22 protein-coding genes are annotated in these 23,046 nt (G+C 61.2%); 9 read left to right on the top strand and 13 right to left on the bottom strand.

Features of this window, described 5'->3' with window-relative positions:
• Positions 1 to 18: 18 nt before the first annotated feature.
• Positions 19 to 924, bottom strand: coding sequence for a 30S ribosomal protein S6--L-glutamate ligase (gene rimK, locus BM300_RS12940; RefSeq protein ID WP_003196697.1), 906 nt, complete (start codon positions 922 to 924; stop codon positions 19 to 21).
• A complete protein-coding gene (locus tag BM300_RS12935; protein WP_170845936.1) occupies positions 921 to 1,385 on the bottom strand; it encodes a retropepsin-like aspartic endopeptidase RimB in 465 nt (154 codons plus the stop codon). The genes rimK and BM300_RS12935 overlap by 4 nt, the downstream gene beginning before the upstream one ends.
• Positions 1,386 to 1,640: 255 nt before the next feature.
• On the opposite strand from BM300_RS12935, the gene BM300_RS12930 reads away from it, so the two are divergent.
• The 3 genes from BM300_RS12930 (at position 1,641) to BM300_RS12915 (ending at position 4,907) form a co-directional block, all read left to right on the top strand.
• Positions 1,641 to 2,045 (top strand): RNA-binding S4 domain-containing protein, encoded by a 405-nt coding sequence (locus BM300_RS12930; RefSeq protein WP_072342873.1) that lies wholly within the window; start codon positions 1,641 to 1,643, stop codon positions 2,043 to 2,045.
• Positions 2,046 to 2,281: 236 nt separating this feature from the next.
• Positions 2,282 to 3,184 carry an Hsp33 family molecular chaperone HslO gene (gene hslO, locus BM300_RS12925; protein WP_063323416.1) on the top strand — a complete coding sequence of 301 codons (903 nt, stop codon included), beginning with the start codon at positions 2,282 to 2,284 and terminating at the stop codon, positions 3,182 to 3,184.
• 178 nt (positions 3,185 to 3,362) lie between these two features.
• Positions 3,363 to 4,907, top strand: coding sequence for a phosphoenolpyruvate carboxykinase (locus BM300_RS12915; RefSeq protein WP_092463061.1), 1,545 nt, complete (start codon positions 3,363 to 3,365; stop codon positions 4,905 to 4,907).
• Positions 4,908 to 4,976: 69 nt separating this feature from the next.
• Here the strand turns inward: BM300_RS12915 and BM300_RS12910 are convergent, their stop codons facing one another.
• The 3 genes from BM300_RS12910 to BM300_RS12900 form a co-directional block, all read right to left on the bottom strand.
• Positions 4,977 to 5,330 (bottom strand): DUF1493 family protein, encoded by a 354-nt coding sequence (locus tag BM300_RS12910; RefSeq protein WP_092146557.1) that lies wholly within the window; start codon positions 5,328 to 5,330, stop codon positions 4,977 to 4,979.
• 390 nt (positions 5,331 to 5,720) lie between these two features.
• Positions 5,721 to 5,987, bottom strand: a complete 267-nt coding sequence (locus BM300_RS12905; protein ID WP_092222242.1) for a hypothetical protein — start codon at positions 5,985 to 5,987, stop codon at positions 5,721 to 5,723.
• A 312-nt stretch (positions 5,988 to 6,299) separates the two neighbouring features.
• Positions 6,300 to 7,364 carry a S8 family peptidase gene (locus tag BM300_RS12900; RefSeq protein WP_092463059.1) on the bottom strand — a complete coding sequence of 355 codons (1,065 nt, stop codon included), beginning with the start codon at positions 7,362 to 7,364 and terminating at the stop codon, positions 6,300 to 6,302.
• A gap of 250 nt (positions 7,365 to 7,614) precedes the next feature.
• Between BM300_RS12900 and BM300_RS12895 the strand changes: the two genes are divergently transcribed.
• The 3 genes from BM300_RS12895 to BM300_RS12885 all read left to right on the top strand — a co-directional run bounded on the left by BM300_RS12895 (position 7,615) and on the right by BM300_RS12885 (position 11,342).
• The gene (locus BM300_RS12895) at positions 7,615 to 9,543 is read left to right on the top strand and encodes a RecQ family ATP-dependent DNA helicase (RefSeq protein ID WP_092463057.1); all 1,929 of its coding nucleotides are present in this window, start codon (positions 7,615 to 7,617) and stop codon (positions 9,541 to 9,543) included.
• 107 nt (positions 9,544 to 9,650) lie between these two features.
• Positions 9,651 to 10,877: a 3-hydroxyacyl-CoA dehydrogenase gene (locus BM300_RS12890; RefSeq protein ID WP_092463054.1), complete on the top strand. Its 1,227-nt coding sequence runs from the start codon at positions 9,651 to 9,653 to the stop codon at positions 10,875 to 10,877.
• Positions 10,878 to 10,922: 45 nt separating this feature from the next.
• On the top strand, positions 10,923 to 11,342 hold the full coding sequence (locus tag BM300_RS12885) for an acyl-CoA thioesterase (RefSeq protein WP_092146548.1): 420 nt from the start codon (positions 10,923 to 10,925) through the stop codon (positions 11,340 to 11,342).
• A 78-nt stretch (positions 11,343 to 11,420) separates the two neighbouring features.
• Here the strand turns inward: BM300_RS12885 and BM300_RS12880 are convergent, their stop codons facing one another.
• From BM300_RS12880 to BM300_RS12865, 4 genes are all read right to left on the bottom strand, one after another.
• Positions 11,421 to 11,900 (bottom strand): glycine zipper domain-containing protein, encoded by a 480-nt coding sequence (locus BM300_RS12880; RefSeq protein ID WP_092463051.1) that lies wholly within the window; start codon positions 11,898 to 11,900, stop codon positions 11,421 to 11,423.
• Positions 11,901 to 12,197: 297 nt separating this feature from the next.
• Positions 12,198 to 14,546: an FdhF/YdeP family oxidoreductase gene (locus BM300_RS12875; RefSeq protein ID WP_092146546.1), complete on the bottom strand. Its 2,349-nt coding sequence runs from the start codon at positions 14,544 to 14,546 to the stop codon at positions 12,198 to 12,200.
• Positions 14,543 to 15,382 carry a formate dehydrogenase accessory sulfurtransferase FdhD gene (fdhD, locus tag BM300_RS12870; RefSeq protein ID WP_092146545.1) on the bottom strand — a complete coding sequence of 280 codons (840 nt, stop codon included), beginning with the start codon at positions 15,380 to 15,382 and terminating at the stop codon, positions 14,543 to 14,545. Before fdhD ends, BM300_RS12875 begins: the two co-directional genes overlap by 4 nt.
• A gap of 93 nt (positions 15,383 to 15,475) precedes the next feature.
• Complete coding sequence (locus tag BM300_RS12865; RefSeq protein WP_063323406.1) at positions 15,476 to 16,363, bottom strand: LysR family transcriptional regulator; 888 nt, start codon at positions 16,361 to 16,363, stop codon at positions 15,476 to 15,478.
• Positions 16,364 to 16,496: 133 nt separating this feature from the next.
• Here BM300_RS12865 and lysM point away from each other — a divergent pair, with 133 nt between their 5' ends.
• Positions 16,497 to 16,937, top strand: a complete 441-nt coding sequence (gene lysM, locus BM300_RS12860; protein WP_092463049.1) for a peptidoglycan-binding protein LysM — start codon at positions 16,497 to 16,499, stop codon at positions 16,935 to 16,937.
• Between the two features lie 115 nt (positions 16,938 to 17,052).
• On the opposite strand, the gene yrfG is transcribed toward lysM, so the two are convergent.
• Entirely contained in the window at positions 17,053 to 17,715 is a 663-nt protein-coding gene (gene yrfG / locus BM300_RS12855) for a GMP/IMP nucleotidase (protein ID WP_092222251.1), read from the bottom strand.
• An 88-nt stretch (positions 17,716 to 17,803) separates the two neighbouring features.
• On the opposite strand from yrfG, the gene nudE reads away from it, so the two are divergent.
• Both nudE and cysQ read left to right on the top strand, forming a co-directional pair.
• On the top strand, positions 17,804 to 18,370 hold the full coding sequence (gene nudE / locus BM300_RS12850) for an ADP compounds hydrolase NudE (protein ID WP_003196729.1): 567 nt from the start codon (positions 17,804 to 17,806) through the stop codon (positions 18,368 to 18,370).
• On the top strand, positions 18,367 to 19,194 hold the full coding sequence (cysQ, locus tag BM300_RS12845; protein WP_092146539.1) for a 3'(2'),5'-bisphosphate nucleotidase CysQ: 828 nt from the start codon (positions 18,367 to 18,369) through the stop codon (positions 19,192 to 19,194). Before nudE ends, cysQ begins: the two co-directional genes overlap by 4 nt.
• A 127-nt stretch (positions 19,195 to 19,321) precedes the next feature.
• Here the strand turns inward: cysQ and BM300_RS12840 are convergent, their stop codons facing one another.
• The 3 genes from BM300_RS12840 to BM300_RS12830 are packed head-to-tail and all read right to left on the bottom strand — an operon-like array spanning position 19,322 to position 23,011.
• Complete coding sequence (locus BM300_RS12840) at positions 19,322 to 19,777, bottom strand: YiiD C-terminal domain-containing protein (protein WP_092146537.1); 456 nt, start codon at positions 19,775 to 19,777, stop codon at positions 19,322 to 19,324.
• Positions 19,778 to 19,814: 37 nt separating this feature from the next.
• Complete coding sequence (locus BM300_RS12835) at positions 19,815 to 21,206, bottom strand: sigma-54-dependent transcriptional regulator (RefSeq protein ID WP_092463048.1); 1,392 nt, start codon at positions 21,204 to 21,206, stop codon at positions 19,815 to 19,817.
• Entirely contained in the window at positions 21,203 to 23,011 is a 1,809-nt protein-coding gene (locus BM300_RS12830) for a sensor histidine kinase (protein ID WP_092152562.1), read from the bottom strand. The genes BM300_RS12835 and BM300_RS12830 overlap by 4 nt, the downstream gene beginning before the upstream one ends.
• Positions 23,012 to 23,046: the final 35 nt, after the last annotated feature.

Raw genomic sequence — 23,046 nt, 5'->3', positions numbered from 1 at the left:
AAGCTTGAAGCTGCTCTTCTAGCCCTTTCCTTTGGTCCGGGTCATGTTCGGCCCGCCATTCTTTTCCAGGTGTTCGATGATGATCCCTGCCACGTTCTTGCTTGTAGTGGTCTCGATTCCTTCCAGGCCTGGCGAGGAGTTGACCTCCATCACCAGCGGCCCGTGATTGGAGCGCAGGATATCCACGCCGGCCACGGCCAAACCCATGACTTTCGCGGCCCGCAGGGCGGTCATGCGTTCTTCCGGGGTAATCTTGATCAGGCTGGCACTGCCGCCGCGATGGAGGTTGGAGCGGAACTCTCCGGGCTTGGCCTGGCGTTTCATCGAGGCAATCACTTTGTCGCCGACGACGAAGCAGCGAATGTCGGCGCCACCGGCTTCCTTGATGTATTCCTGGACCATGATGTTCTGCTTCAGGCCCATGAATGCCTCGATCACCGACTCCGCCGCGGTCGCGGTTTCACACAAGACCACGCCGATGCCCTGGGTGCCTTCCAGCACCTTGATCACCAGTGGTGCGCCGTTGACCATCGCGATCAGGTCGGGAATGTCGTCGGGGGAGTGGGCAAAACCGGTGACCGGCAGGCCGATCCCGCGTCGTGACAGCAGTTGCAGCGAGCGCAGCTTGTCCCGGGAGCGGGCGATGGCCACCGACTCGTTGAGGGGAAACACCCCCATCATTTCGAACTGGCGCAACACGGCGCAGCCATAGAACGTCACCGATGCGCCGATGCGCGGGATCACCGCGTCGAACCCTTCCAGCGGCTTGCCACGGTAGTGGATCTGAGGCTTGTGGCTGGCGATGTTCATGTAGGCGCGCAGGGTGTCGATCACCACCATTTCATGGCCTCGTTCGGTCCCGGCTTCAACCAGACGACGAGTGGAATACAGACGCGGATTACGCGACAGCACAGCGATCTTCATGCAACACCTGTGGCAGAGGTAGTGGACACCGGGAATGCCGGCTTGTCTTGAACGTATTTGATACCCGGATTGACCACCAGTTGGCCGTCGATCAAGGCTTTGGAACCCAGTAACAGGCGGTATCGCATGGACTTGCGGCAGGCAAGGGTGAACTCGACCCGCCAGATCCGATCACCCAGTGCCAACGTGGTGCTGATCACGTAGCGGACCTGAGCGTGGCCGTTGGAGCTTTTTATTGTCTTGCGGGCCACCAGGGGGGCTTCGCAGCGGCGATGGCGCAATTGCACGACCGTACCGAGGTGGGCAGTGAAGCGCACCCACTTTTCGCCATCGCGCTCAAATGGCTCGATGTCTGTGGCATGCAGGCTGGAGGTGCTGGCGCCGGTGTCGATTTTTGCCCGCAGGCCCACGACTCCCAGATCCGGGAGCGCCACCCACTCGCGCAGACCGACAACGGTCAAATGGTCAAAAGTCTTCAATAAAAAAAACCTGCGATCAGTACATCGGATCGTGGACTCCGCGAATCGCGGTATTCACGCAGAATAATCACAAAATGGCGACAGTTATCTACGCGCTTGTTTGTGCTTGTAACCGATTTCTAGCCAAGCCATGCATGTGGAGGCGATTTGGCGGACATTCTATCCGTCGGCCCGGATTCGTGCGCTCGACAAAAACGGTAGTACAGTTCCGGCAATTGGCAGAAAAGAGGAATGGCAGTGGCACAAAAAAAGGAAGAGGACGACAAGGTCCGTCTCGATAAATGGTTGTGGGCGGCGCGATTCTACAAGACGCGGGCCCTGGCCAAGACCGCCATCGAGAGCGGCAAGGTTCATCACCGCGGAGAACGTTGCAAGCCGGGCAAGGAGCCACGCGTTGGCGATGAATTTGTCATTCGCACCGGCTTCGATGAAAAGACCGTGGTGGTCGAAGCTTTGTCGATCGTGCGTCGCGGCGCACCTGAAGCGCAGGCGCTGTATCGTGAGACCGAAGCCAGCATCGCCAAGCGCGAAGCCGCCGCCGCGCAACGCAAGGCCGGCGCCCTGGGGGTCAGCACCGATGGCAAGCCGAGCAAGAAGCAGCGCCGGGACCTGTTCAAATTTCATGGCAGCAATAACGAATAAAAAGGCTGGCGCAAGGCCCGTGGCGAGGGAGCTTGCTCCCGCTGGGCTGCGTAGCGGCCCCGAAATCTGACGGTCGCTGCGCAACCGAGCGGGAGCAAGCTCCCTCGCCACAATGACAATTCGGATTGAGTCATCGGTCTCTTCCCGTCAGGCAAACCCAAGCCTTGCTTGGAACCCACCGGCAATGCCCATAAAATGCCCGCCATCATTTGTCATCATCTCAGATACCAGACCCTATGACTGATTTACCGGATACCGACTACACCCAACGTTTCATCTTCGATGACAGCGACGCCCGTGGCGAGCTGGTGGCGTTGGAGCGTAGCTACGCCGAAGTCCTCGCCAAGCACCCCTATCCGGAGCCGGTCGCACAACTGCTCGGCGAGCTGATGGCGGCTGCGGCGTTGCTGGTGGGCACCTTGAAGTTCGATGGCTTGCTGATTCTCCAGGCGCGTTCCGAAGGTCCGGTCCCGCTGCTGATGATCGAGTGCTCCAGCGAGCGCGAGATCCGCGGCTTGGCCCGTTATCACGCCGAGCAGATCGCGCCCGACGCGACCCTGGCCGACATGATGCCCAACGGCGTGCTGGCCCTGACGGTGGACCCTACCCATGGCAAGCGCTACCAGGGCATCGTCGATCTCGATGGCGTGACCCTGGCTGAATGCTTCACCAACTACTTCGTCATGTCCCAGCAGACCAATACCCGCTTCTGGCTCTACGCCGACGGGCGGCGTGCCCGCGGTTTGCTGTTGCAACAACTGCCTGCCGATCGCCTGCGTGACCCGGAAGAGCGCGACGCCAGTTGGCAGCACGTCACCGCTCTGGCCAGCACCCTGAGCGCCGATGAGCTGTTGAGCCTGGACAACGAAACCGTGCTGCATCGCCTCTATCACGAGGAGCAGGTACGCTTGTTCGACGGACAACCGTTGCGCTTCCAATGCAGCTGCTCTCGTGAACGTTCTGCCAATGCGCTGGTCAGTCTGGGTCTGGAAGATGCGCAGCAACTGGTGATCGAGCATGGCGGTGCCATCGAGATCGATTGCCAGTTTTGCAACGAGCGCTACCTGTTCGACGCGGCGGACATTGCGCAATTGTTCGCCGGTGCGGGTGTCGACACACCGTCAGATACTCGTCACTAAAACGGTTCAGCGCAGGTAAATCTCCTGGCAAACGCCGGATTTACGCCGTACTGACGGGAGGGCCCTACTCTTTTTGGGGTTTTCTGGCATAATCCGGCCCACTTTTTTCGGGTAGTAGTGCGCGACTTCCTACTACAAAACGTTTGGAGCACTCGGCCATGGGCCGACGGGGAATCTCATGACGCAAGCCAATAACGCCGTGTACACCGATCTGAGTGTCGATGATCTGGTCAAAGAAGCCCTGAATCGCGGTGAAGGCGAGCTTGCCGATACTGGCGCGCTGGTTGTTCGTACCGGTCATCGTACCGGTCGCTCGCCAGTCGACCGTTTCATCGTGGAAGAGCCAACCACCCAGGACGCCATCGCCTGGGGCCCGATCAACCGCAAGTTCCCGGCCGACAAGTTCGATGCCTTGTGGAACCGCGTTGAAGCCTACCTGGGCGAGCGCGAGCGTTTTGTCTCCCATGTGCATGTAGGTTCCGATCCTGCGCACTACCTGCCGGTCAAGATGACCACCGAGACGGCCTGGCACAATCTGTTCGGTCGCTGCCTGTTCATCAACCCCGAGCAGTACAACGCCGGCGGCAAGGATGAGTGGCAGATCCTCAACGCGCCGAACTTCGTCTGCGAGCCTGAGCGCGACGGCACCAACTCCGACGGTACCGTGATCATCAATTTCGCGGCCAAGAAAGTGCTGATCGCCGGCATGCGTTACGCCGGTGAGATGAAAAAAGCCCTGTTCTCCGTGCAGAACTTCCTGCTGCCAGCGGTCGATGTGCTGCCGATGCACTGCGCTGCCAACATGGGCGAAGAGGGCGACGTGACCCTGTTCTTCGGTCTGTCGGGCACTGGCAAGACCACCCTGTCTGCCGATGAAAGCCGTTACCTGATCGGCGACGACGAGCACGGCTGGGGCGTGGGCGTGGTCTTCAACATCGAAGGCGGTTGCTACGCCAAGTGCATCGACCTGTCCGAGAAGAACGAGCCGGTTATCTGGAAAGCCATCCAGCACGGCGCCGTGCTGGAAAACGTCGTCCTGGACCCAATCACCAAGAAAGCCGACTACGCCGACGACAGCCTGACCCAGAACAGCCGCGCCGCCTACCCGCGTGAGCTGATCGAAAAACGCGCACCGAAAAACCTCGGTGGCGAGCCCAACGCCGTCATCTTCCTGACCTGCGACCTGACCGGCGTACTGCCGCCAGTGTCGATCCTCAGCGAAGAACAAGCCGCCTACCACTTCCTGTCCGGCTACACCGCACTGGTGGGCTCGACCGAAATGGGTTCGGGCAGCGGCATCAAGTCGACCTTCTCCACTTGCTTCGGCGCTCCGTTCTTCCCGCGTCCGGCCGGTGAGTACGCTGAGCTGCTGATCAAGCGTATCCGCGGCTTCGGCTCCAAGGTCTACCTGGTCAACACGGGCTGGACTGGCGGCGGCTATGGCGTCGGCAAGCGCTTCAACATCCCGACCACCCGTGCGGTGATCGCGGCGATCCAGAGCGGCGCGCTGATCGGTGCTGAAACCGAACACCTGGACATCATCAACCTGGACGTGCCGCTGGCTGTTCCGGGCGTCGAGACTGGCCTGTTGAACCCACGCAACACCTGGGCCGACAAAGCTGCCTACGACGAAGCGGCCAAGGCCTTGGCCGGGTTGTTCACCGAGAACTTCAAGAAGTTCGACGTGAGCGACGCGATCAAGGCTGCTGGTCCGCAGCTGTAAGGCTCGGTTAGCAGATGAAAAAGCCGCCCTCTTCAGGGCGGCTTTTTTGTGGGCGGCTTGTCTTACCAGCTAGGCGTTTTCCACTTCCTGCGTATCCCATCGTTGTGCCTTGATGGCCTTGTAGAGCATGCCGATGGTCAACGGCATCTTATTGCCACGGCCCTTGGCCCTGCGCTTTTGAAACACATCAAAGCCTTCCGGCTGGAAGTAGCGGTAAGCGTCATAGTCGACGAGATCGATGGCGAACCGCTCCTCCAAGGCTTCTATCAGCTGCCGGGCATCCGCGCCATCGCAGCCCAGATCGAAATTGATTGCCGTGCCCAGGCGAATGGTCTTGTGCTCGGGCAAGCCGATTTCTTCGTGGAGCAGTTCCATGAGTTGGCGCATGACCGGGTCGTCGGGGAAGTCTGGGCTAAGGCGCATGGTGAAATGTCCGGGCTGAAGGGGGGGTGTCTATCGGGGTGAAAGTCTAGGGCGAATCGTTGCCCATTGGAAAAAGAAGAAAAGTCTCACAACAGTCTCGGAACCGTCTGGTAAGGGGGCTTTTGGTTGCTCGGTATGGTTTGCCACGCCCTTCAATGGGGGTAATGCTGTTCACTTAAGGCCATCGACAAACCCGTGGCGAGGGAGCTTGCTCCCGCTGGGCTGCGAAGCGGCCCCTAAACCTGCCAAACGCGCAGCATCAGACACACCGCCCCCGCCGGTTTACGACTGCTTCGCAGCCGAGCGGGAGCAAGCTCCCTCGCCACAGGTCCATCATTTTCTTAAGTGAACAGCATTACCCTTCGAGGGCGTTTTTTTATGGACGGCTAATTAACGCAACCGCTGCCGCACAACCTCCAGCAACTCGCTGCCATCTTGAGTCAGCAGATAAAGCGCATGAACGATGTTGGGAATGTCTTTCACATCGGCATGTTTGAAGCATAGGCAGTGAAGGGTTTCGAGCAGGTCGCTGGACGCGCGGATTCGTTGGGCGGCGGCGTCGCAGAGGTCGTGGAGGTTGGCCTCGGTGTCGATGGCCAGAATCGGTGTGCTGTTGAGTCGCTGGTATCGATCGATGGGCGGAGTATCCGTATGCATTTGAGCCCTCTTCAGTACGATTTTCAATCGCGCCGAAACTATAGAGGGCTCCTTCCAGGCACCGCAATAGGACCTGGAAGGACAGCTTGTGTAGGACGTTTACCAGCGTCTGACGCTTGGATGAAATGTTTGCTCCAGAGCTAGCTGACCCGTCTTCATTTCCCATTCACCGTCTGGCCGATCCTACAAACTCGCTGTAGGGAAGGCTTAGGATGCGGCAGGCCATTTCCGACAGGCTAGTCATCTCGCCGTTACAGGAGCTGATGAAATAACAAGCGGTGGAAGCGAGCTCCACGTCGATGGTGCAGTACTTTAATCCGCTATGGGGGCGGGGACTCGTCGTGAGGCCGCCTCCAGATCCATCAACCCCCTGCCATAGGCCTCACTGTTGGCATAGATGCCCGTGCGGTTGGCTGTCGCCAGCAGATGCTCGCGCACCTGTTGCGGGTTGAGTTGCGGGTAAAGGCTTTGCAGCGCAGCCAGTGCGCCACTGACCAAGGCTGCGGCTGGAGACGTGCCGGCGGTTTGCACGTAACGACCCTCCTTGCCCACCGTGAGCAAGCCTGCCTGCGCCCCGGAGTCGCCGCCAGGTACGGCGATGCACCAGGCGGCTGCAACGCCGCAATAGTTGGATTTGCCATTGATCGCGCTGCCGTCGTTTTTCAGCGCAACCACCGCGAGCCACCCTTTTTCCAGTTCAGGCAAGGCCACCGGCAGCCCCGGTTCGGCCAAAGGCTCACGCTTGAGTTCGTTACCTGTCGGGAAGACGAACACAGCACCGTCCGCGACCAGTTTTCGAGCAACGGCCAGAGAGTCGGGCATGACCTGGTTGTAGCGCGCCTCATTGATTTCGGTGGCGGGGATGGCGTTGGCCCACGAGTTGTTGAACAGGCGGGCGCCCTTGTCGAAGCCGCTTTGCCAGGATTGTGCGATTTCGCTGTCAAAGAAAAACGGCTCGTTGTCGTCGCCGAAACGAAAGGGGATCAACCGAGCGTTGAATGCGATGCCATGCATGCCCTGGTCGTCCTTGTTGGCGGCGAGTATGCCGGCCATTTGCGTGCCGTGGCCGATGCGGTCAATCGTGCCTGGACGGTTTTCGACGTAATCGAATCCGGGATCGCTCAGCCGGCCTTCGAACTCCTTCAGGCGGGTGTCGAGCCCCGAATCGATCAGTGCAACCACCACATCCTGTCCGGTGCCGCCACGGGCGTATAACGCCGAAGCCTTGATGACGGCAAGGCCCCGCTGAGCGTGATACTCCGGTGTTTCGAACACGGCCGGTTCCACGCCGGAGGGTTCAGCGATGGTCAGGCAGCCGGCCAGCAGTGAGGCGGATGCTATCGCCAGGGCGCGTAGCACGGGAAACAGGTGTGGCATGGTTCGATCCTTGAATAGAGTCTTGAGCGTCAGGCTTCCTGGTCTTGCTCATGAGTTGACGGCGCACCTTAACCCGCAAACGGAGGGGGAACGAGGCATCAAAGTGCCCGGATTTGTATCACCTCGTGGCAAAGCAATCGGATGTTGAGGCTGTATCATCCGGTATCGTTTTTTACCCCGACCTTTTCTCGACGCGCTGCGCTGTCCCGCTAGTCTTTGGGTCTCGCAGCAGTCAAAGGAGCGACCGCTTATGCACAGCACCCTGGAACAGGTTTTCGGTTATCCACAGTTTCGCCCCGGTCAGGAAACGGCCATCAGCGCAGTCCTGGCCGGTCGGTCGGCGGCGGCCATTTTTCCCACCGGTTCCGGCAAGTCCCTGTGTTATCAGTTGCCAGCCCTGCTGTTGCCGCACCTGACCCTGGTGGTTTCACCATTGCTGGCGCTGATGCAGGATCAGTTGGCGTTCCTGCAACGCCACGGCATCGCGTCGGCCAGTATCGATTCGGCCCAGAGCCGTGACGACGCCAACGACGCCATGGCGCGGGCCCGTTCGGGCGAGTTGAAGATCCTGATGATTTCCGTGGAGCGGCTGAAGAACGAGCGTTTTCGCAACTTTCTGCAGCAGGTGCCGATCTCGTTGCTGGTGGTGGACGAGGCCCACTGTATTTCAGAGTGGGGGCATAACTTTCGTCCGGACTACCTCAAGCTTCCCGATTATCAGCGCCAGTTCCATATTCCCCAAGTGTTGCTGTTGACGGCCACCGCGACACCCAAGGTCATCGCCGACATGCAGGCGAAGTTCGCCATCGCCGCCGAGGATGTGGTGACGACCGGTTTCTACCGGCCCAACCTCAACTTGCTGGTCGAACCCGTGCGCGGTGCGGACAAGCGCGCACGGCTGGTGCAATGGCTGGGCGAACGTGCCGGGCAGCCGAGCATCGTTTACGTCACCTTGCAGCGAACGGCCGAGCAGATAGCCGAACACCTGACCCTGCACGGTATCCGGGCTGAGGCCTATCACGCCGGTTTGCCCCACGAACAACGCGAAGCCATCCAGCGGCGGTTCATGGGCGGGCAGTCCAATTGCATTGTCGCGACCATTGCGTTCGGCATGGGCATCGACAAGAGCGATATCCGCAACGTGGTGCATTTCGACTTGCCCAAATCCATCGAAAACTACAGTCAGGAGATTGGCCGGGCCGGGCGGGACGGGCAGCGGTCCGATTGCCTGGTACTGGCCAATCGCGACAGCCTCAACGTGCTGGAGAACTTTGTCTATGGCGATACTCCCGAGTTGGAGGGCATTCGTTGTGTGCTCGATGAGCTGAAGGCCGCCGCGCCCGATGGGCAATGGGAGTTTTTGCTGGGCCCCCTGGCGGACCAGAGCAACATCCGGCAGTTGCCGCTCAAGACGCTGCTGGTCCAGCTGGAACTGCGTCGGCTGATCGCGCCGCGTTATGCCTATTTCGCGGAGTACCGCTTCAAGCTCCTGACTGAACCACAAGAACTGCTGGAGCGCTTCGAAGGCGAGCGAAGGGATTTCGTCTCGGCCATCATCCAGACCTCCAGTCGCGCCCGGACCTGGGCCGCGGTGAATTTCGACGGGATGTACCAGCAGTATCACGCTGAACGCAGTCGCGTGGTCAAGGCACTGGATTACTTCCAGGAGAAGGGCTGGATCGAGCTGGAAAGCAAGCAGATGACCGAGGTGTACAACGTGCTGGAGACGAATATGGATACGCAGGTCTTGGGCGCCGAACTCCATGCTTATTTCACCCGGCATGAACGCGGTGAAATCGCGCGGATCCATGCCATGCTCGAGTTGTTCGCCACCGACCGTTGCCTCGGTTATCGATTGGCGCAGTATTTCGGCGATGACAACGCGCCGCAGCAGTGCGGTCATTGCTCGGTGTGCCACGGACAGGTCGCTCAATTGCCGGAACCGCCGTCGTTGCCGGCACTTGTGGATAAAAATTTCGAGACGCTGTGCGGTGACTTTATCCACAGGCATGAGGAGCACACCGGCAACCCACCTTCCGCCGAGCGCTTGACCCGGTTTCTGTGCGGGATCAGCGTGCCGTTGTTCACCCGGTTGAAGGCGCGAAAGATCCGTGGATATGCCGCACTGGAGGAGTATCCGTACGCAGAGGTTCGCCATTGGGCTCAAGCGCACCTGTGAACTGCATCCATCCGCTGAATGTCTTGCATCACACGAATAAATTTCAAAAACATTCGACGGCTGACTAAGGTGGAGGCTGTCTTTGGATCGCCAACAAGAGAGCAGACATGAGCCAGACACCTTTCGATATTCAGCGTGCTGCGGTGGTCGGTGCAGGCACCATGGGCCGGGGCATCGTGATGTGCCTGGCCAACGCCGGCGTGGCGGTGCAGTGGGTCGACAACAATCCGCAGATGCTCGAGCAGGCACTGGTCGCCGTGGCCGAGACCTATGCCCATGGCGTGCGTCAGGGGCGTATCGATCAGGGTGAGGCTGACGCGCGGGTCGCACGGGTGACCCGTTCAGACGATTACGCGACGATCCGCAATGTCGATCTGGTGATCGAAGCGGTCTACGAGAATCTCGAGCTCAAGCAGAGGATTTTTCGTGAACTGGACGGTTTGCTCAAACCCGAGGCAATCCTGGCGAGCAACACCTCGGCGCTGGACATCGATGCGATCGCCGCGGTCACCCGCCGGCCAACCCAGGTGCTGGGCCTGCATTTCTTCAGCCCGGCGCACATCATGAAGCTGTTGGAAGTCGTTCGTGGTGCGCAAACTTCCAAGGCGGTGCTGGACGCGGCCTTGGTATTAGGCAAGCGCATGGGCAAGGTCAGCGTGGTATCGGGCAATTGCCATGGGTTCATCGGCAACCGGATGCTTCATCCTTATGTGTTGGAGGCTCGCAAGATGTTGCTCGAGGGGGCGTTCCCTCATCAGGTCGATGCGGCGTTGCAAGGCTTCGGCTTCGCCATGGGACCGTTTCGCATGTACGACGTCGTCGGGATCGACCTGGAGTGGCGTGCACGAGAATTGGCTGGAACAGGCCAGGATGCGCCAGAGGTCCAGGTAGACAACCGGCTGTGCGAACTGGGACGGTTCGGCCAGAAAAGCGGCAATGGGTATTATCACTATGAGCCGGGCAGTCGACAGGCCGAGCATGATGTCGAGGTCGATGCGCTGGTGCTACGGGTCAGTGAAGCGCTAGGTTTCCAGCGGCGCGAGATTGGCCCGGAGGAAATCCTCGAACGGTGCTTGCTGGCGTTGGTCAACGAGGGCGCGAAAATTTTGGAGGAGGGCATTGCCGAGTCGGCCCACGACATCGATCTGGTCTACCTCAACGGCTACGGTTTCCCTGCGGACAAGGGCGGGCCGATGGCCTGGGCCGACGGGCAGGGGCTGGAGGATATCCACGCACGCCTGCTGGCGCTCGAAACGAAGCAGGGCGACCAGTGGAAGCCCGCGCGTCTGATTGGCGATCTGGCAGCGCAGGGCAAGGGTTTCGCGCAGGCCTGAGACCGGGCCACGTCAAGATCATTGAACAACCGTAAAGGACACCTGATGCCCCAACGCAACGAATACCGACACTTGCAACCCATTACCACGCGCTGGCACGACAACGATGTGTACGGTCACGTCAATAACGTCACCTATTACAGCTTTTTCGATAGCGCTGTGAATACCTACCTGATCGAAGTCGGTGGTCTGGATATCCATGACGGAGAGGTGGTGGGGTTCGTGGTGAGTTCGGCCTGTGACTACTTTGCCTCAATCGCCTTTCCAGACCGGATTGAAATCGGCCTGCGGGTCGGGAAGCTGGGCAGCAGTTCGGTGCAGTACGAGCTGGCGGTGTTCAAGGTCGGCGAGGAGGAGGCCTGTGCGGCGGGGCGTTTTGTTCACGTATTTGTGGACCGGGCGTCGAATCGGCCGGTGGCGATTCCGGACCGGCTGCGTGGGGCTTTGGAACTGTTGGTGGTCTGAAACAAAAAATCGCAGCCTCCTGTCAGCTCTGGGAGCTGCCGGAGGCTGCGATCTTCAACGGCGGTTATCAGTCAGCCGTTAGTCGCGGTAGTGGCGATGATGTTTTTTGCGATGCCCGTAGGCATGGCCACGACCTGGGTGGCCGTCACGGTAGTAGCGGCGATCACCACGGCGACCGTCATAGTGACGATCATCGTCATCGTCCTTGCCCATGTAGTTACCCAGGGCACCACCAGCGCCGCCGCCCGCTGCCGCACCGATCAGGCTGCCAGTGGTACCGCCGACGCTACGACCGACCACGTTACCGCCGGCTGCGCCCAGCGCGCCGCCGATCGCAGCTTCGCCGCGGCTGTGTTTGTCTGCACCGACTGCACTGCCGCCCGCGCCGCCCAGCGCCGCGCCGATAGTGGAGCCGGTGTTGCCGCCCAGGGACTGGCCGACGACCGAACCCAAAACCCCGCCCAATGCGCCGCCCACACCTGCTTCGGCAGTACCACCGGCAGAAGCGATGCCACTGGCCAGGCTAAGGGACAACAAGAGAATGGAGGAGAACTTCATAGAGGAGCCTCAAAGGGATGACGGCGCGATCCTGAGGCTGGCTTCGCTTGGTTACAATAGAAATCCGACGAGTAACACGACTTGTGCACAATTCTCTAACTTATTGTTTTACGGTCGGAACTTAACGCGAATTGGCCGGTCTTTAGCTACTTCGGACAGGCCGTTTTCTAGGGAAAACGGCCTTTTTTGTGGGCGCTGGAAAGTACTCTGTAGCGAGGGGGTATTGCTGGGCTGCGACTCCCTTTTCTGGTTGCTGCGCAACCAAGCGGGAGCAAGCTCCCTCGCCACAATACTGTGTCAGGCCGACTTGGCCAGGATCAGTCCATTCTCGCTCGCCGCTTCCAGGCGGATCGCGACGAATTTCGACGTTGGGGTGTGGCTGCCGTCGCCCGTGCTTTCCAGTGGCACCAGCGGGTTCACTTCTGGGTAATAAGCAGCAGCCTGCCCGGCAGGAATGTCGAATGCCAGCAGGGTAAAGCCCTTGACCCGCCGTTCGCGCCCGTCATCCCAGAGCGAGACGATGTCGGCTTTCTGCCCCGGCTTGAAGCCCAGTCGAATGATGTCCGCTTCGTTGGCAAACAACACGTCACGCTGGCCCTTCACACCGCGATAGCGGTCATCCAGGCCATAGATGGTGGTGTTGTACTGATCGTGGGAACGCATGGACTGCATGATCAGGTCGGGCAACTGGCCGGTGGCCCGGGTGCGTTCATGCACAAGATCGGTCGGCAACCGGTTGGGCTTGAAGTTGGCGCGGCCCGACGGGGTATTCCAGCGCCGCGAACCGGCGCTATTGCCGAGGTAGAACCCACCAGGGTTCTTCAGCTTTTCGTTGAAGTCCTTGAAGCCTGGTACGGTGTCGGCGATCAGGTCGCGGATGCGACTGTAGTCGGCCACCAGCCAGTTCCAGTCCACCGGACGGCTACCCAGTGTGGCGGCGGCGATGCCGGCGATGATCCACGGTTCGGAGCGCATCTGGTTCGACAGCGGCTGCAGCTGGCCCATGGACGCATGCACCATGCTGAAGGAGTCTTCCACGGTCACCGCTTGCGCACCTTCGGTTTGCAGATCGATGTCGGTGCGGCCCAGGCACGGCAGGATCAGCGCTTCCTTGCCGTGAGCCAGATGGCTGCGGTTGAGCTTGGTGCTGATCTGCACCGTCAGGTCGCAATTGGCCAAGGCCCGGAACGTTCGATGGCTGTCCGGCGTGGCTTGGGCGAAGTTGCCGCCCAGGGCAATGAACACCTTCGCCTGGCCGTCGGCCATGGCGTGAATCGCCTCGACCACGTTGTGGCCATTTTCACGCGGTACCTTGAATTGGAAGCGCCGCTCCAGCGAATCGAGGAACGCCGCTGGCGGACGCTCGTTGATGCCCATGGTCCGGTCACCCTGGACGTTGCTGTGGCCACGTACCGGGCACAGGCCTGCGCCTGGCCGGCCGATGTTGCCGCGCAGCATCATCACGTTGGCGATTTCCTGGATGGTCGCCACCGAATGACGGTGCTGGGTGATACCCATCGCCCAGCACATGATCACGTTCTGGCTCTTGGCGTACATGCGCGCCGCTTGCTCGATGTCGACCAGGGTCATGCCCGATTGCTCGACAATCTGTTCCCACGGCGTGTCGTCGACCGCCGCCAGGTAATCCAGCACGTTGGTGCTGTGCTCATTGAGGAACGCGTGGTCGAACACCGCCGCAGCGCCAGTGTTCTGCGCTTCGCGCTCCCACTGCAGCAGGAACTTCGCCATGCCGCGCAAGATCGCCATGTCGCCACCCAGGGCCGGGCGGAAATAGGCGGTGTTGGTCGGCTTATTGCCGTTGGTGAGCATTTCGATCGGGTTCTGCGGATGCTGGAAGCGCTCCAGGCCACGCTCCTTGAGCGGGTTGATGCAGACCACTTGGGCGCCGCGTTTCACCGCCTCGCGCAGTGGTTCGAGCATCCGCGGATGGTTGGTCCCGGGGTTCTGGCCCCAGACGAAAATCGCATCGGCGTGTTCGAAATCGTCGAAGGTCACTGTGCCCTTGCCCACGCCCACGCTCTGGGACAGCGCTACGCCGCTGGCCTCGTGGCACATGTTCGAGCAGTCGGGGAAGTTGTTGGTGCCGTAGGCGCGCACGAACAGCTGATACAAGTAGGCCGCTTCGTTGCTGGCTCGGCCCGAGGTGTAGAACTCGGCCTGGTTCGGGCTGGACAACCCTTGCAGGTGCTTGCCGATCAGGTCGAACGCCGCTTCCCAACTGACGGGTTTGTAGCGGTCGGTTTCGGCGTCGTAGCGCATTGGCTCGGTCAGGCGACCCTGGTACTCGAGCCAGTAGTCGCTCTGCTCCAGCAGCGAGCTCACGCTATGCTTGGCGAAAAATGCACCATCGACGCGGCGCTTGGTCGCTTCCCAGTTCACGGCCTTGGCGCCGTTCTCGCAGAACTTGACCATGCCGCTTTCCGGCGAATCACCCCAGGCACAGCCTGGGCAGTCAAAACCGCCATTCTGGTTGGTCTTGAGCATCATGCGGATGTTTTTCAGCGCGTTGTCGCTGGTCAACCAGGCCTGAGCGACGCTGATCAGCGCTCCCCAGCCACCGGCCGGGCCCTTGTAGGGCTTGTAGCGCGGTACGGGTTTCTGGTCGGCTTGTTGATGATTGCTCACGCTTGTTTCTCCATCGCAGGGCTGTAGACCCGTGGCGCACTTTTTTGTGGCAGGTGGATGAGGTTGAGGTTGTGTTGGCGGGCCCACTGCACCGCAAGGCCCGTGGGTGACGACAGGCTGACCAGGGTCTGGATACCGGCCCGCAGGACTTTCTGGATCAGTTCGAGGCTGCAACGGCTGGTGACGATCGCTACGCCGCCGGCCACCGGGATCTGCTGCCGGACCAACGCGCCGATCAGTTTGTCGAGGGCGTTGTGCCGGCCGATGTCTTCGCGACCCAGCAGCAATTCGCCTTGGGCGTTCATGAACAACGCGGCGTGGACTGCGCCGCAGTATTGACCCAGGGGCTGGAACTGGCTGATGCGGTCACGCAGGCCATCGAGCCATTGGGCGGGTGGCAGCGGTGCGCCGGGCAGCACCTTGAGGTTTGGCAATGCCTGTTCCACTGCCTCCACGCCGCACAAGCCGCAGCCACTGGTGCCCGTCAATTGCCGGCGTTGCTGCTTGAGGTTCCAGAAGGCGCGGTTGGCGATGGTCACCTCGGCATGGTGCGCAGCACCCGTGCCGCTCAGTTGCAGGTCATAGATGTCCGATGTGTCTTCAATGATGCCGCTGCCGAGGCTGAAGCCGACGATGAAGTCTTCAAGGTCGGTGGGGGTGACCAGCATGACCGCCTGGCTGATGCCGTTATAGGCAATCGCCAGCGCCACTTCCTCGGCCAGCGCGGTGCTGTCCGATTGGGAGTGGTCCAGATTGCAGTAGCGATAGCTCTGGCTGGCGGCCGGCGCGGATGTTTCCATCGCTGGCGCTGGACTGACCGGAGGCTTGTCGTTCATAGGCATCACTGAAAGTAGGAATAGTGTTAAGACTAAATGCGGCAATCTGCCACGTCTAATCGCTATTACTGATCTCTCAATAGATGACGTCGATCAAGATGTTGTCGATGATTTCTGGTAAAGGGCAAAACAGGCCTCTGCCAAGGCCGAACGTGGGGCGCCGCGCCGCATGATCAGGCCCAGTGGGACTAAGGTCTGCGCGCTTTCGATGGGCTGGATGCGCAAATCTTCGGTCAGCACATTCAGGCCGCTGTCCAAGGGCATCACCGCGCAACACAGTCCACCGTGCACAGCTTGTAACAATTGATGCACTGCGTCGGTTTGCAACAGCGGTTGAGGTGTGAGGCCCCGGCTGTGGAAGTTGTGGTCGATGGATTGGCGAAAATGCATGCCGCTGGTGAGCATGCCCAGGGGCAGCTCGATCAGTGCTTCCCAACTCAGAGGTTGTTCGCCGAAAAAGAAATAGCGCTGGTCGTAGAGCAGGCCCATGCGGGTGTGGCTGAAAGGCAGGGCTTCGAAGCGCTCGTTGTCCAGGCGTTCCAGGTAGGAAATACCCAGGTCGATACGGTTGTTCGCCAGCTGTTCGAGGATGCGTTCGGAGCTCAGGGACGACAATTCGAATCGCAGGTTGGGGTGCTCGGCGTGCAAGCGCTGCATCATCGCCAGCGGGTCGAAGTCCGACAACGGCACCACGCCCAGGCGCAACGTACCCACCAGGTTGCCACGACAGGCCGCCGCTTCGGCCTGCAGCCCGTCATAGGCCGCCAGCACTGTACGCGCCCAGGCCAGTACCCGTTCCCCCGGCGCGGTGAAACCTTCAAAGCGCTGGCCGCGATTGACCAGCGGCAGGTCAAGTTCTTCTTCAAGACTGCGCAGGCGCATCGACAGGGTCGGCTGGGTGATGTGGCAACGTGCGGCGGCTTGGCCGAAGTGGCGGGTTTCGTCGAGCGCGATGAGAAATTTCAGCTGCTTGATGTCCATCTTCGCTCCAGGGCGCAGGAAGGTTCGGATTCTAGCGCTTGCGCGTGGCGGGGTCATTGGTCGGTTGGGAACCGGGTTCGTCTCGCCTGGTCTAGTCTTTGCGTCTGGACACTTAAATCAAGGAGCGTGTGCCATGAGTATTTTTAGCTTTGTGAAGGAAGCAGGAGAGAAGCTGATCGACCTGCTGACCCCCGGCAATGCCAATGCCGGCGAACAATTGAAAGCGCATATTGAAAAGGTCGGCCTGGGTAATCCGAATGTTCAGGCGACCATCGACGGCGACAAAGTCATCGTCACCGGTGAAGTAGCGAGCCAGGAAGAAAAGGAAAAGATCCTGTTGGCGGTGGGCAATATCGAAGGCGTCGGCAGTGTCGACGACCGGATTACGGTGACTGGTCCGGTAGCACAGGCGGCGCGTTTCGTGACCGTGAAGAAGGGCGACACACTCAGCGCCATCTCCAAGGCCGAGTACGGCGACGCGAACAAGTACAACAAGATCTTCGAGGCCAACAAGCCGATGTTGTCGCACCCGGACAAGATCTATCCGGGACAGGTGCTACGTATTCCCGAGTAGCCGGTTTCCTGTGGCGAGGGAGCTTGCTCCCGCTCAAGTGCGCAGCACTTGTCTGGAAAAAAGGGGCCGCTTCGCGGCCCAGCGGGAGCAAGCTCCCTCGCCACAAAGGTTTTTTTCAGAGCCCTTCGATCAGCGTCCGGTAGTCTATCAACGCTTCGAACTCCCCCGTGTCCTTTGGCCCTTTGCGGCTATCCGGCTCGCTCACGGCCAGCAAGTGCGCCACGCCGAAGTCCCGGGCGCTGCGCAACACCGGCAGGGTGTCGTCGATGAACAGGCTGCGGGCGGGGTCGAAATTCAAGTCGGCTTGCAGTGCGTCCCAGAATTGCGGGTTTTCCTTGGGAAAGCCGTAGTCGTGGGAGCTGATCAGGCGGTCGAAGTAAGGGGCCAGCTCGATGCGCTCCAGCTTCAGGGACAATGAATCGCGGTGGGCGTTGGTGATCATCACCACGCGCTTGCCGGCCCGCTGGATCGCCGCCAGGAAGGTATCGGCGTCCGGGCGCAAGGCGATCAGGTGCGCGGTTTCCAACTTCAGTTCGCGTACCGGCAGTTTCAGCTCGGCGCTCCAGAAATCCAGGCAATACCATTGCAACTGGCCGGCGTTGCGCTCGAACAGCGGCTGCAGCTCCATCTCGGCCATCGCCCGGCTCACGCCATGCAGTTCGGCGTAGCGCTGTGGCAGGTGTTCGAGCCAGAAATGGTTGTCGTAATGCAGGTCCAGCAGGGTGCCGTCCATGTCCAGCAGAACCGTATCGATCTCATGCCAGGGCAGCAAAGCCATAAAACTTCTCCAGCGGTAATCGGATATCCGACACAAACAATCAGAATAGGCCGGGTATAGTAGCCCGCTATCGCCCAGGGAGCCGTTTATGCGCCAGAAACCCACCATACTCGATCGCCAGATCGTCGCTACCAGCCGCCTGTTTTGCGTGGAAGAACTGAAATTGCGGTTTTCCAACGGTGTGGAGCGCACCTATGAACGTCTGGCGAGCAAGGGGGCGGGCTATGGCGCGGTGATGATCGTGGCGATGCTCGATGCCGACCACGCTGTGTTGGTGGAAGAGTATTGCGGGGGCACCGACGCCTACGAACTGTCCCTGCCCAAGGGCTTGATCGAGCCAGGTGAAGATGTGCTGGCGGCGGCCGAACGGGAACTCAAGGAAGAGGCCGGTTTCGGAGCGCGTCAATTGGAACACCTGACCGAACTGTCGCTGTCCCCCGGCTACATGAGCCAGAAGATCCAGGTGGTGCTGGCGACCGATCTGTATGAAGAACGGCTGGAGGGTGACGAGCCCGAGCCGATGCGCGTGGACAAGGTCAACCTGCGTGAGCTGTCGGCCCTGGCACAGAACCCGCAGTTCACGGAGGGCCGGGCCTTGGCAGCGCTATACCTGGCCCGTGACCTGCTGACCCAGCGTGGAGCGTTCCTGTCATGACTTTCCCTCATCCGTTGATGGCCCCTGTAGTCGAGCTGGCGCTCCAGGCCGGTGAAGCGATCCTGCCGTTCTGGCGCGCCAACGTGCAGGTCAACCACAAGGCCGACGAGTCGCCGGTGACCGCTGCAGACATGGCCGCTCATGATGTGATCGTGGCCGGGCTGATGGCGCTGGCCCCGGATATTCCGATCCTCTCCGAAGAAGACGCCGATATTGCCCAAAACGTGCGCGCCGGCTGGCATCGCTGGTGGCTGGTAGACCCGCTGGATGGCACCAAGGAGTTCATTTCCGGCAGCGAGGAGTTCACCGTCAACATCGCGTTGGTGGAGCAGGGCCGCGTGGTGTTCGGTGTGGTGTCGATGCCCACCAATGGACGCTTTTACGTCGGCGGTGCAGGGCTGGGTGCCTGGCGTGGTGATAAGGGCGGCGTGCCTTTGCCTATTGCGGTTCGTGACGTCCTGGCCCCGGGTGAAGCTTTTACCGTGGTCGCCAGTCGTCGGCACACCAGCCCGGAACAGGAACGCCTGCTGGATGGTTTGAGCGGGAGCCTGGGTGAGCTGCAACTGACCAGTATTGGCAGTTCGTTGAAGTTTTGCCTGGTGGCCGAAGGCGCGGCGGATTGCTATCCACGGCTGGCGCCGACCTCCCAGTGGGACACCGCTGCCGCCCAGGGTGTATTGGAAGGTGCGGGGGGCGAGGTGTTGGACTTGAGCGGTGAACCGTTCTGTTATCCACCGCGGGAGTCGCTGTTGAATACATCGTTCCTGGCGTTGCCGGCGAAAGCGGCATGGCGGGGCAAGCTATTGGAGTTGGCCCGTTCCTGAACCGTACCTGCTTTCCTGTGGCGAGGGAGCTTGCTCCCGCTGGGCTGCGAAGCGGCCCCAAGATTTTGCGGTTGCTGCGCAACCGAGCGGGAGCAAGCTCCCTCGCCACAGGGGGGGCTGCGTTGCTTTAGCGGTGCAACACGTACTGCCCCTCGAACTGCACTGCCACTTCCTCACTTCCGGTATTCAACACTTGCGTCTGCAAGGCCAGTCGCGCCCGGCCATAGCGCCGATAGGTGGCCAGGAAGCGTTTCCAGACCTTTTCCTCGGGCGCTGCGCAGACGACGGTCGCATCGCGGGTCACCGGCAGCGGATAACTGATCTGCCCTTCCTGAATCACGATATGCCCGTCTTCGATGCCTTCCTCGCGCAGGGCCAGGTGCAGCCAGCCCCAGCCGCCGAGCACCGCGCCGCAATACAGGCTGCCACCGAACATGGTGCTCTTGTGGTTGACGTTGGCTGCAAGCGGCAAGGACAGGCGTAGTTGCCGGGCCTGCCAATCGAGCACCTTGAGGCCCATGTCCCGGGTCAAGGGGATGTCGTGGTGCAGGATCGATTCCAGGTAACGACTGTCGCGGTTCATTGCGGGGCCTTTTGCTTGAACGGGAAATGACGATAACTCAATCGGACTCATCGGCCGAACCATGGCTGCTGTCGCCGAAGTGCAGCCCATGTTTGCGTAACTTGTCGTGCAATGTCTTGCGTGGAATGCCCAAGGCTTCGGCCAGGCTGCGCACCGAGCTGTGAGGCCGGGCCAGTTCGGCGGCGATCAGGGTTTTCTCGAAGTTTTCCACCTGCTCGCTCAAGCCGCCGCTGACCACTTCCACCGGTGCGCCGGGGCTGCCGTCGGGCGTGCTGTTGTCCAGGGCCAGTTCCAGGCCCAGGGCAAAACGTTCGGCGGCGTTCTGCAATTCCCGCACATTGCCCGGCCAACTGTGGCGCAGCAGCAGCGCCCGTTGTGCCGGTTGCAATTCATGGGGCGGCAGCCCGTGGCGAGCGCTGGCTTCGTCGGCGAAATGCTGGAACAGCATCAGCGTATCTTCACCCCGTTCACGCAAGGGCGGTATGCGCAGCGGCGCGACGTTCAGGCGGTAATACAGGTCGGCGCGAAAACGCCCTTGGTCGGCGGCCTGGCGCAGGTCTTCCTTGGTGGCGGCGATTACGCGGATATCCAGCGGGATCTGGTGATTGCCCCCCAGCCGCTCCACCACGCGCTCCTGCAGCAGGCGCAGCAGCTTGACCTGGACATCCAGGCTCATGCTTTCGATTTCATCCAGGAACAGCGTACCGCCGTTGGCGAATTCGAACTTGCCGATGCGGCGCTTCTGTGCGCCGGTAAAAGCGCCGGGTTCGTGGCCGAACAGTTCGCTTTCCACCACCGACTCGGCCAGGGCCCCGGCGTTGATGGCCACGAACGGCCCGTTACGCCGGCTCGAAAGGTCGTGCAGCGCCCGAGCGACCACTTCCTTGCCGGCACCGGTTTCACCGAGGATCAACACGTCGGCGCGGGTGGCGGCCAGTGCCCCGATCTGCTCGCGCAGGCGCAGCATCGGAGTCGATTGGCCGACCAGGCGGGCGCTGAGTTCATGCCGGTCGCTCAGGGCCAGGCGCAGGCTGCGGTTGTCCAGCACCAGGCGGCGCAAGGCCAGGGCCCGGCGCACGCTGTCGAGCAGATGATCGCTGGCGAAAGGTTTTTCCAGGAAGTCATAGGCTCCGGCGCGCATTGCCTGCACCGCCAGTGGCACGTCGCCATGGCCGGTGATCAGCAGCACCGGCAGCTCTGAGTCCTGGGCGTGGAGTTCGCCCAGCAGTTCGAGGCCGTCCATGCCCGGCATGCGAATATCACTGACCACCACCCCCGGCCAGTCACGGGGCAGTTGCCCGGCCACGCCTTTGGCTTCGGCCAGGGGCAGAATTTTCAGGCCGGCCAGGTCGAGGGTCTGGCTCAGGGCCTGACGCAAATGGGGATCGTCGTCGATCAGCACCACCTCAATCCGGTTGTCGATGGTCATACACTTCGGTCCTCGGACGGTTGCAGGCTCACCCCGGGGGCTCCGGCGCGCAGTTTCAGGGTAATCAGGGCGCCGCCTTCCTTGTGGTTGGCGAACGACAGTTCACCGCCGAAGGCGCGCATCAGGGTGTCGCAGATCGCCAGTCCCAGGCCAAGGCCTTGGGTGCGCGTCTTGGTGGTGTAGAAGGGCTCACCGGCGCGGCCCAGGGCTTCCATGCAAAACCCCGGGCCGTTATCGCGGATGTACAGGTTGACGCCGGTTTCGGTGGCCTGGGCACTGAGCCAGAGTTTGCGCGGTGGGCCTTTCTCGGTGAGCGCATCAAGGGCGTTGGCCAGCAGGTTGCCGAGTACCTGGCGCAAGCGGGTTTCGCCGGCCTCGACCCACAGCGTGGCGGCCGGCAAGTCGCGGATCAGTTCCACTTCCATGCTGCGCCGACGTTTGGCGAGCAGCGCCAAGGCATCGTCCAGCGCCGGTTGCAGGGCGACGCTTTCCGGCGCATGTCGGTCGCGGCGGGCGAAGGCGCGCAGGTGGGCGATGATCGAGGCCATGCGCCCGGTCAGTTCGCTGATCAGCTTGAGGTTGCCCCGGGCATCTTCGGTGCGTTGGTGATCGAGCAAAATCTCGGCGTTTTCCGCGTAGCTGCGAATCGCTGCCAGCGGTTGGTTGAGTTCGTGGCTGATGCTCGCCGACATGGTGCCCAGGGCAGACAGCTTGCCGGCTTGCACCAGGTCATCCTGGGCACGGACCAACTCTTGCTGAGCCTGTTCGCGCTCCAGCACTTCCTGCTTCAACCGTCGGTTCAGTCCTTCCAGGTCGCTGGTGCGCTCGGCCACCCGGCCTTCCAATTCTTGACGGGCCTTGGCTTCGAAGGCGATTCGATCCAGGTAATGGCGCCGGCGTTGCATCATCAACCCGAGCAACAGCATCAAGACCAGCAAGGCCGCGCCACCGATGGCGACCACGGTGCGCACCGGACGATCAATCAGCGTGCGCGGGGCGAGGATGCTTACGCTCCAGCCGGTTTCCTCGATGGACTGGGTCTGGGTCAGCCAGGCGTTGGCGTTCAGGTTCAGCGGTTTGGGCTCGCGGGTCGGATACGGTTGTACCGCACTGATGGCCTCGCGCTCGGCGTCATTCAAGGGTCGGGTCGCGCGAAATCGCCACTCTTGTCGCGACGTGAGGATGACCACGCCGTTGTGGTCGGTCACCAGTAATTGTTCGGGAGTTTTGCCCCACAGGCTTTCGGTGTGGTCGAGGTCGACCTTGACCACCAGCACGCCAATGACTTTTTCGCGGTCGTGCACGGCGGCGGCGAAGAAATAACCGCGCTTGGCCGACGTGGTGCCCAAGCCGAAGAAGCGACCCAGGCGTCCGGCCATGGCTTCGATGAAGTACGGCCGGAAGGCGAAATTGCGTCCGACGAAACTGTCGTGTTTGTCCCAGTTCGACGCGGCCAGGGTCTTGCCGGAAGGGTCCATCAGGTACATGACTTCGGCGCCGGTCTGGGCGCTGATGTTTTTCAGCAGCCGGTTGGCATTGCCTTGGGTCACGCCATCGTCGGGTGCCGACAAGGCGGCGCGCAAGGCCGGCAGGTCGCCGAGAATCTGTGGCAGCACCTCATAACGGTGCAGTGTGCCCAACAGGTTGGCGACGTAGAGGTCCAGGGTCTGGCGGTTTTGCCCGGCCAGTTCGCTGCGGTAGTAACGTTCGGCCAAGTGCTCCAACGGCCACAGCAACGGCGCCAGGCACAGCGCGAGCAAGGCCAGGCTGCGCCAACGGGGTCTGCGGGGAAGGGTGGAATTCATGAGCCTCGGACGCCTGTGGTGACAGGCGTATTATG

The sequence above is a fragment of the Pseudomonas sp. NFACC46-3 genome (genome assembly GCF_900114515.1).
GTDB lineage: Bacteria > Pseudomonadota > Gammaproteobacteria > Pseudomonadales > Pseudomonadaceae > Aquipseudomonas > Aquipseudomonas fluorescens_Q.
The sequence above is the reverse complement of the archived record's forward strand: the minus strand, read 5'-3'. Positions and strand labels throughout refer to the sequence as shown.

Coding starts and splice junctions, on each gene's coding strand:
- BM300_RS12865 (WP_063323406.1), bottom strand. CDS start 16,363: ATGGACATCAAGCAGCTGAAATTTCTCATCGCGCTCGACGAAACCCGC.
- hslO (WP_063323416.1), top strand. CDS start 2,282: ATGACTGATTTACCGGATACCGACTACACCCAACGTTTCATCTTCGAT.
- BM300_RS12885 (WP_092146548.1), top strand. CDS start 10,923: ATGCCCCAACGCAACGAATACCGACACTTGCAACCCATTACCACGCGC.
- BM300_RS12840 (WP_092146537.1), bottom strand. CDS start 19,777: ATGAACCGCGACAGTCGTTACCTGGAATCGATCCTGCACCACGACATC.
- lysM (WP_092463049.1), top strand. CDS start 16,497: ATGAGTATTTTTAGCTTTGTGAAGGAAGCAGGAGAGAAGCTGATCGAC.
- BM300_RS12890 (WP_092463054.1), top strand. CDS start 9,651: ATGAGCCAGACACCTTTCGATATTCAGCGTGCTGCGGTGGTCGGTGCA.
- BM300_RS12910 (WP_092146557.1), bottom strand. CDS start 5,330: ATGCGCCTTAGCCCAGACTTCCCCGACGACCCGGTCATGCGCCAACTC.
- BM300_RS12900 (WP_092463059.1), bottom strand. CDS start 7,364: ATGCCACACCTGTTTCCCGTGCTACGCGCCCTGGCGATAGCATCCGCC.
- BM300_RS12895 (WP_092463057.1), top strand. CDS start 7,615: ATGCACAGCACCCTGGAACAGGTTTTCGGTTATCCACAGTTTCGCCCC.
- BM300_RS12835 (WP_092463048.1), bottom strand. CDS start 21,206: ATGACCATCGACAACCGGATTGAGGTGGTGCTGATCGACGACGATCCC.
- BM300_RS12915 (WP_092463061.1), top strand. CDS start 3,363: ATGACGCAAGCCAATAACGCCGTGTACACCGATCTGAGTGTCGATGAT.
- fdhD (WP_092146545.1), bottom strand. CDS start 15,382: ATGAACGACAAGCCTCCGGTCAGTCCAGCGCCAGCGATGGAAACATCC.
- nudE (WP_003196729.1), top strand. CDS start 17,804: ATGCGCCAGAAACCCACCATACTCGATCGCCAGATCGTCGCTACCAGC.
- cysQ (WP_092146539.1), top strand. CDS start 18,367: ATGACTTTCCCTCATCCGTTGATGGCCCCTGTAGTCGAGCTGGCGCTC.
- BM300_RS12880 (WP_092463051.1), bottom strand. CDS start 11,900: ATGAAGTTCTCCTCCATTCTCTTGTTGTCCCTTAGCCTGGCCAGTGGC.
- rimK (WP_003196697.1), bottom strand. CDS start 924: ATGAAGATCGCTGTGCTGTCGCGTAATCCGCGTCTGTATTCCACTCGT.
- BM300_RS12830 (WP_092152562.1), bottom strand. CDS start 23,011: ATGAATTCCACCCTTCCCCGCAGACCCCGTTGGCGCAGCCTGGCCTTG.
- BM300_RS12905 (WP_092222242.1), bottom strand. CDS start 5,987: ATGCATACGGATACTCCGCCCATCGATCGATACCAGCGACTCAACAGC.
- yrfG (WP_092222251.1), bottom strand. CDS start 17,715: ATGGCTTTGCTGCCCTGGCATGAGATCGATACGGTTCTGCTGGACATG.